Annotated in this window: 6 protein-coding genes and 2 pseudogenes; 5 read left to right on the plus strand and 3 right to left on the minus strand. The window is 41.5% G+C overall.

All coding sequences use genetic code 11. The annotated features are described in order from the left end of the window. On the plus strand, positions 1–200 hold a 200-nt coding region (locus AC2FA3_RS14865), incomplete at its 5' end, for a zinc ribbon domain-containing protein (RefSeq protein ID WP_490510254.1). On the opposite strand, the gene AC2FA3_RS14870 is transcribed toward AC2FA3_RS14865, so the two are convergent. Continuing rightward, positions 192–461 carry a hypothetical protein gene (locus AC2FA3_RS14870; RefSeq protein ID WP_490510256.1) on the minus strand — a complete coding sequence of 90 codons (270 nt, stop codon included), beginning with the start codon at positions 459–461 and terminating at the stop codon, positions 192–194. The two genes, AC2FA3_RS14865 and AC2FA3_RS14870, sit on opposite strands and share 9 nt — an antisense overlap. Before the next feature lie 140 nt (positions 462–601). On the opposite strand from AC2FA3_RS14870, the gene AC2FA3_RS14875 reads away from it, so the two are divergent. From AC2FA3_RS14875 to AC2FA3_RS14890, 4 genes and pseudogenes are all read left to right on the plus strand, one after another. After that, positions 602–1324 (plus strand): hypothetical protein, encoded by a 723-nt coding sequence (locus AC2FA3_RS14875; protein ID WP_490510258.1) that lies wholly within the window; start codon positions 602–604, stop codon positions 1322–1324. 37 nt (positions 1325–1361) lie between these two features. After that, entirely contained in the window at positions 1362–1514 is a 153-nt protein-coding gene (locus AC2FA3_RS14880; RefSeq protein ID WP_490510260.1) for a hypothetical protein, read from the plus strand. Between the two features lie 187 nt (positions 1515–1701). Next, positions 1702–1935: pseudogene (locus AC2FA3_RS14885) on the plus strand (transposase); the annotation flags it as partial. 95 nt (positions 1936–2030) lie between these two features. Beyond that, entirely contained in the window at positions 2031–2738 is a 708-nt protein-coding gene (locus AC2FA3_RS14890; protein WP_490510262.1) for an IS3 family transposase, read from the plus strand. 267 nt (positions 2739–3005) lie between these two features. Here the strand turns inward: AC2FA3_RS14890 and AC2FA3_RS14895 are convergent. Beyond that, a pseudogene (locus AC2FA3_RS14895) lies at positions 3006–3272 on the minus strand (transposase); the annotation flags it as partial. A 116-nt stretch (positions 3273–3388) separates the two neighbouring features. Then, positions 3389–4126 (minus strand): LysR substrate-binding domain-containing protein (locus AC2FA3_RS14900; protein ID WP_490510261.1); only part of this gene is annotated, 738 nt, incomplete at its 5' end.

Consider the following 4126-nt stretch of genomic DNA (forward strand, 5'->3'; position numbering starts at 1 on the left):
ATGAGGTAAATGAAAGTTACACCACCCAAACTTGTTCGTGTTGTGGCTCACGCCAAAACAGTCCGAAAGGTAGAGCAAATTTAGGAATAAGAGAATGGCTTTGCGAGTGCGGTGTCACTCACGACCGCGATGTTAATGCGGCAAAGAATATTCTTGCGCTCGGGCTTGAGCGTCTAGCAGTAGGAATCCCCTCACTTTAGGGAGGGGAGGAGGTCAACATCACTGTCTAACCAATACTTAAATTGCCTTTGTAAAGGTTGCATGACAGTTTCATCAAAGTTATCTCTATTGCGTAAAGTAATATCCGGAATTTGTTCACTATGCTTTTCATGCAAATTGGTAATTGACATAGGGATTAACAAAAAATCTTCCTCACTAATCGTATCCAGTAAAATATATCGGTACTGGTTATTTAGATGCTGGGTCACTATGAAATCTCGGTCTTGGAGGCGATTAGTCATGTGAGGCACTTTTTGATAAATAAAAGACAAGTAACTGTTTTCAATATAAAATATTGTATTATATAAGCTATATCATTATTAATAATATAAATTAGTCAGACGCTTGTATTGTTATACATATAATAGATGAAGGAGGTCGTATGCCTCGCAATGCAACCCTTGTCATGCCTGAAGATATGACTGAGCAAGCAGCTTTGCAAGAGCTCTCAAGGCTTAAAGAGATGTGCTTAGAGTTAAGAGATCAGTTCTACCCGCCTACATTGAGCGATGGCTTAGTATTCATTGATGAAGATCTACCTATATGGGCTGGCGAGAAAGCGGCTGTTCAGGAGTATCACCGTAAGTATAAGAAAGCTTTTGACTTGGCTCATAAGTTCTATCCGCAAGCGGCATTAATGCATGATGCGATCTTGCCAGCCAAATTGATGCTGCCCCAGTTCCGTTACCATGTTACAAGGCTCAGTATTTGTAAGAATACCGCTAAAGAGTCCAAGACTTTTCGTTCTGTAGCTGCGCTTACGAGTAAATGCGGTGAATTTGAGCTGCATGAAGTGCTCAGAATGGACGAATTTTTTTTGAAAAACCCATCGGGAGAGCTTGTTTGTCACCGTGAATTCATAGATTTTCGTGCTAGAATGCATACCTACAATGTCCGTTCTAACAAGCCTGACAATAAAAGCTTTATCACTCAATTTTATACTACTGGTCTTATTGTGGCTGCACACAATACCGATGATTTTCATGTGGTGGACAATCGCAAACGCAAGCTACTGCCATATAGTAATGCGTATAAAAACCCTATTGCCAATAACGGTAACTGGAAAGTCTATATTAAAAAAACCAAAGTAGCAAAACCTAAATAAGTAAGTCCAAACCAACTAACTTAAATCTAACTATTAAATGACAACTAAATTAAACTCAGATGAAAATATCCCTACAGACGAGCAGACGCTTGGGCTCGTTCAGCTTAGTTGGATTAAAGCCGCCAAGAATCAAGGGTTGACTGTTCGTCAGTGGGCTATCGAGACCTTGGATAACGCTGCCGACACATAGCCGTTGGATTATCATTTGCTTGATGACTTGAGTTATAGAGATCATATAAGCACTAAGAGTCCATTTTATTTTCAGACAGTGTAGTGGCATAATAAACTTGGACAGCTGCTAAGAGGTTTATACTAACCCAAAGAAGGAAAATAGTATGACCACCAAACGCAATCAATATACCTGAGAATTCAAATTAGAAGCCATCAGCTTAGTCGTTGATCATAACCGCACCATACCTAATGTGGCCGATTCCTTAGGGATAGGTAGATCCACTCTGCAGAAATGGCTGAGTCAGTACCGCAAAGAAATGAATGGCCAAGCACCTAAAGTCGGCAACGCTTTAACGGATAAACAGCGCGAGCTTCAAGAACTGCGTAAACAGGTTAAGCGGCTCACTATGGAGCGTGACATCTTAAATGAGGAGGGATAAAACGAAGCACTGCTTTGTCCCGACGCAAGACGAGAGCTATGCTCGAGTGAGGCTTCTGCTCTGCTGGACTTGGACAGCCTGAACGGCTATCGCTAATAAGTCAGCTTGCAGAGCAAGACAAACAGGTCAATAAAAGCCTTCTGTGTAAGCTGTTTGGCGTGATGAAAAGCAGCTATTATTATGGACGGCATCCCAAGCCAATTAGCCTTGAAACCGTCAAAACCAAAGCATCAGTCCGCCAAATATTTAACGACTCAAAGCGATCAGCAGGGGCGCGCAGCATTGCCGCCATAATAATGAATGAACACAACATCAAGCTGTCACGTTATATGGTAGGTAAACTCATGGCGCAGATGGGGCTTAAAAGCTGTCAGTTAAAGACGCATAAATATAAGCATGCTGACGAGGCGCATAAAATGCATCACAATATCTTAAATAGAAACCTTAGCCCAGCAGCGCCCAATCAAGTCTGGACGGGCGATGTCAACTATATTCATATCAAAGGCGGCTGGTGCTATTTAGCGGTGGTGTTAGATTTGTATGCTCGGCGTATTTTTGGCTTTGCTGTATCAGATTCACCTGACAGTATGCTGACAACCAAAGCGATGCAAATGGCGTATCAGACGCGCTTACAGCCAATTGGAGTGCTGTTTCACTCTGATCAGGGAACCCATTACACCAGTGCAAGATTCGCTGAATCTGTGGCAAGTCGTGAGGGCATGATACAAAGTATGACCCGAAAAGGTAACTCACTACGGGCACAGCCCTCCGCCTTGCACTCGGGCAAAGCAGTGCTTTGCTAATCCTCGCTCATGGGACAACGCCCCAACTGAACGCTTCTTCAGGAGCTTTAAAACAAAATGGATGCCAAAGGGTGGTTATGAGAATATCGCTGAGGCTAAAAGCGCCATTGTTGATTATATCTAGGGCTATTATCAAACCGTGAGACCGCATACTTTTAACAATTATTTAACACTGCTAGAAAAAGAGAAACATTACTTTAATCAAAACCTCTTATCAGCTGTCCTAAATTAGTTGACCACTACAATCAGTACTTCGCTTCATCCCTCCTCATTTAGAGTCTCGCGCTCCTCTTCAGCAACTTTAAGCTGCCGCTTGAGCTGCTTTATTTCCTGAATAGCTGCCATAAGCTCAGGATCATATTCTTTAGTACAGATCAGCTTGCCTTCATTCGCTTTCTTGTGCCAGTTAGATAAGGTTTGCATGACTATGCCTAGCTGCTTTGCCGTCGCTGAAACATTGCCATTATTATCTGCTATCTTCTTAACGGCTTCAGCTTTGAATTCTGTACTATAGTTTCTGATTTTCTTGGTCATGATAAACTCCTCATTGAGTCGTTAGTTTACCAAGTTTATCTCTACGGTTTCTTCAGCATAGCTCACTGACTTTACCTATATCAAGACAAGCAGCGGCTGGGTACATGCTGCTTTTATTACTCACACTGAGATTCTAACCATTTAGATAGTTTAATAATATCATCCTTATTATTCTTTAATTTCTTGCAAACGAAGTAAAACTTATCCCCTGTTAGTAATTCATGCATTGGAATTCTAACAAGTTTCTGCTTATAATATTGATCTAGTATCATATAATTGTTAACGAGAGTAATACCCAGATTGTGCCGTGCGGCTTCTATAGCTAGTAGTACATGACTAAAATGATTTATCTTTATATTGTTCGGTAACTCAAATCCGCCTGCTTTACACCACCGCAGCCAATCCTCCGCTGTATTCTCACTTATATCTGTATACCTCACGGACAATATTGGATGCCGCCACAATGCATCAGGAAGTGGTTTATCTCTTATTTTCTCCCAAAGCTTTTGACCACAAACAGGATATAAAGTTTCAGAAAATAAAAACTTACTGATGAAAGAATGTGGGGAAGGATTTATGGTGATACAACAATCGGCCACTTGATTACTATGATCAGACGGATGGTTAACCATATCTAAAGTGAGTTCTATTTCTGGATACTGTCTATAGAAGTCTTCTAATCGAGGGATCAACCAATTTACTGCGACTGAACTGTACAGCGCTAAGCGTATATGCCCAGGTTTTCCATACTTAATAATCTGACTACTATCTGAAAGAAGACCCAATGCGCCACTCACATCTGTGAAATAACGCTCACCAACCTCTGTCAACGAAAAGGTCCGGCCTTGCCTGTA

It is taken from the genome of Janibacter sp. CoH_79_TC_3 (assembly GCF_058197955.1).